Here is a 2,784-nt window from a genome sequence, read left to right as displayed (position 1 = left end):
CCTGGAAATGTCATCTTGGCTCTACTTCAAACCGAGATGAGTGATGAACGCACACGTTGGGACCCCCGGCCTCCTCCCGATGATGCGTCATCGGCAATGGGCACAAACCACATCGCAGCTCGTACTCTGCCGTCGTGTAATCGAGGAGACGCCCGATGTGAAAACTTTCGTTTTCACATCCCCGACGGATCGGATGTTCTGCTTCAGCGCGGGCCAGTATGTGCTCGTGCACCTCAAGATCGAGGGTGCCGCGGTGACGCGCTCCTACTCTGTTTCCTCACCACCGACGCGACCGCTCGACCTGCAGATCACGGTGAAGCGAACACCGGGCGGCCTGGTTTCGAATTGGCTCCACGACAATTTGGGGGCGGGCGACGAGATCGAAATCGAAGGGCCGCTCGGCTCATTCAATCTCGATGACCTGCCATATGAAACGCCGCTCTTCCTTTCGGGCGGCAGCGGGATAACGCCCGTGATGTCGATGTTGCGTGCGCTTACCGACCGCGCAACCGACCAGGATATCTCCTTCATTCATAGCGCCAGAACGCCAGGTGATATAATCTTTCGACGGGAATTGGACGCACTTGCCTCTCGCTTCCCCAACTTGCGGGTAACGTGCGTTTGCAGCCAGGAAGATCGCACCTGGAGGGGGCCAACTGGCCGAATAGACAGTCAGATGCTGCTGACCCTCGTTCCCAATCTCCACAGGCGCACCGTTTTTGCCTGTGGACCCGAAGGGTACATGAAGACGGCACGGGCCTGCCTTCACGCAATAGGCTTCCCGCCGGCGCAGTATCACGAGGAGAGTTTCGGAGGCAGCAATGGTTCGCGGTCGGAATTGGCTTCAGCGATTTCGTCTTCGGTCCGTTTCGCCCGCTCGGGCGTGGAGCATCACTGCGCGCCCGGAGAGACCCTGCTTGAAGCGGCACGGAACTGTGGCATCTACATCCCAACCGCCTGCCAGCAGGGCGTTTGCGGAACGTGCCGAATAGCTAAACTATCCGGCGAAGTTGCCATGGACGATCTAGGCGGGCTGAATGCTGAAGATAAATCGGCCGGCTATGTCCTGGCATGTTGCAGCCGCCCGCAAGGAACGGTTTTGCTCGACGTTTAACTCGGCGTTGTTGACCTTTGAAAAGGCCGCCTTGCGCGCGCTTGGCCTCGAGGGTCTGGTCTCAAAATGTTGCCGCCGCCGTCGAAATGGGAGCAGAGCCGCAACCCTTCCTCCTGGTTTTCGGGTCTACCACCCGCGCACCCGTGGCACCGTTCGACTTATTCCAACCCTTACTGAGCTACAGACGCGAATGTCAGCTTTAGGGCTCGAAACGTGGCAGCGCATTGGCCGGCCGCCAGGCAACTACGATCGGTTGCTGGACTTCAGCCGCGCGGTCACCGGCACATTGTTCTTCGTGCCGGCGACGACATTTCTGGAGAACGTTGCGACCCGGGAAGCAGTCACCTCGACCGCTGGTCCGGCCCTGTCGGACGGATCTATTCGGAGTCATCGTAAGTAGGTCCGCCAGACCATACAGTACGAGGAAACGGCTTGGCGACCCGTACAGAGAACGCTGACCCTCAGCGACTAGCACATCGTTATCTGTCAACTGGTTACGAGGCGGTTCGCCCAAATTCAAGAAGCTAGGCCCCCCATTCGCTGATCGCATTTATCTTACACCCATCGGCAGCTTTGCGCCTCAAATCGGCCGATAGGGCGGCCCTATCCGTGCCGTTAAGCGGACGTCGATGAACGGCACGCCACGAACGGCTTGCGCCATCTGGTCACCCGAGGCGTTTGTGGCGTGCCGAGTTGATATGAGACCCAGCGTCTTGGTCGAAATTAGAACGGGAGCTTGATATCGCCCACCGACAAAGGGCTACCGGCCGCTATGAGCGCGGCAACCGTCTCTCTGTCCTGTTGCCGGCGCCTCATGAGTCCGTTCAGCACCCTGTCGAGAGATATCGCGCCGGCTCCGGCGATGGCGAGGACGAACATGCCGCCCGCTATGGCGAGATCCTTTTCCAAATGCAGCAATTCGTTCTGGCTGGCAAAATTGGTGTGGAACAGGGCTGCCGTTGCCAAACAGAACAGTCCGAGCGCGACCGCGCCCAGACGCGTCAGCAGGCCCAGGCCGATCGAAAGACCGGCTCCCAGCTGCAGCGCTATGGTGGCCATCAGAAGCGGCAGGCTGACGCCGAGGGCGGCCATGGCTTTTGCGGCACCGTCGAAATGGATCGCCAGCTCAACGCCTTCATGCACGAAGAGCAATGAGAGCAGCAGGCGACCCGTCAGCAGGGTCAAGTCGGTGAGATGTAGTTTCAAGGCGATTTGTGTCGTTGTCACGATTGGCTCCAGATAGGAAAGAGGGCAGGCGCCGCACGACGGCGCCCGCCTGGCTTCATTGGGTCACTTTGGTGTCGATGGCCTTCTGCAGGTCTGCGCGTTCCTCGCAGCCTGCCGGGCAGAGCTGGGTCAGCGATGCCAGCTGCTCCCTAGCTTTGGCCATGTCGCCGGTCTCGACATAGAGTTCGCCGAGATATTCGCGCGCCGCTTTGTGGTCCGGCTTCAGTTCGAGCGCCTTGGTGTAGTAGGTCAGTGCCGTCGTGTAATCGCCGGTCTTGCGCAGCGTGAAGCCGAGCAGATTGTAGACGTCGGCCTGCTGCGTGTCCTGCGCCAGGTCACGAAGATCGGCCAATGCACCCTTATAGTCCTTGGCATCGATCTTGGCTTTTACTGCGGTGAGGTCGGGCGCGTCGTCGCCTTCAATGTTGTCCACGGCATAGGCC

At 59.8% G+C, this 2,784-nt stretch carries 3 protein-coding genes and 1 pseudogene; 2 read left to right on the top strand and 2 right to left on the bottom strand.

Annotation, left to right across the window (positions count from 1 at the left end; genetic code table 11):
* The first annotated feature begins 157 nt into the window (after positions 1–157).
* The gene (locus tag EN991_RS30925) at positions 158–1,114 is read left to right on the top strand and encodes a hybrid-cluster NAD(P)-dependent oxidoreductase (protein WP_164766175.1); all 957 of its coding nucleotides are present in this window, start codon (positions 158–160) and stop codon (positions 1,112–1,114) included.
* A 223-nt stretch (positions 1,115–1,337) separates the two neighbouring features.
* Positions 1,338–1,514, top strand: a pseudogene (locus EN991_RS41240) (peroxidase); the annotation flags it as partial.
* A gap of 323 nt (positions 1,515–1,837) precedes the next feature.
* On the opposite strand, the gene EN991_RS30915 reads toward EN991_RS41240, so the two are convergent.
* Positions 1,838–2,299, bottom strand: a complete 462-nt coding sequence (locus tag EN991_RS30915) for a DoxX family protein (RefSeq protein ID WP_338039906.1) — start codon at positions 2,297–2,299, stop codon at positions 1,838–1,840.
* 97 nt (positions 2,300–2,396) lie between these two features.
* On the bottom strand, positions 2,397–2,784 hold a 388-nt coding region (locus EN991_RS30910; protein WP_127370175.1), incomplete at its 5' end, for a tetratricopeptide repeat protein.

Origin of the sequence: Mesorhizobium sp. M7A.F.Ca.US.005.03.2.1, from assembly GCF_003997795.1 — a bacterium.
GTDB lineage: Bacteria > Pseudomonadota > Alphaproteobacteria > Rhizobiales > Rhizobiaceae > Mesorhizobium > Mesorhizobium ciceri.
Note: the sequence above shows the minus strand (reverse complement) of the source record. Positions and strands in the feature narration are given on the sequence as shown.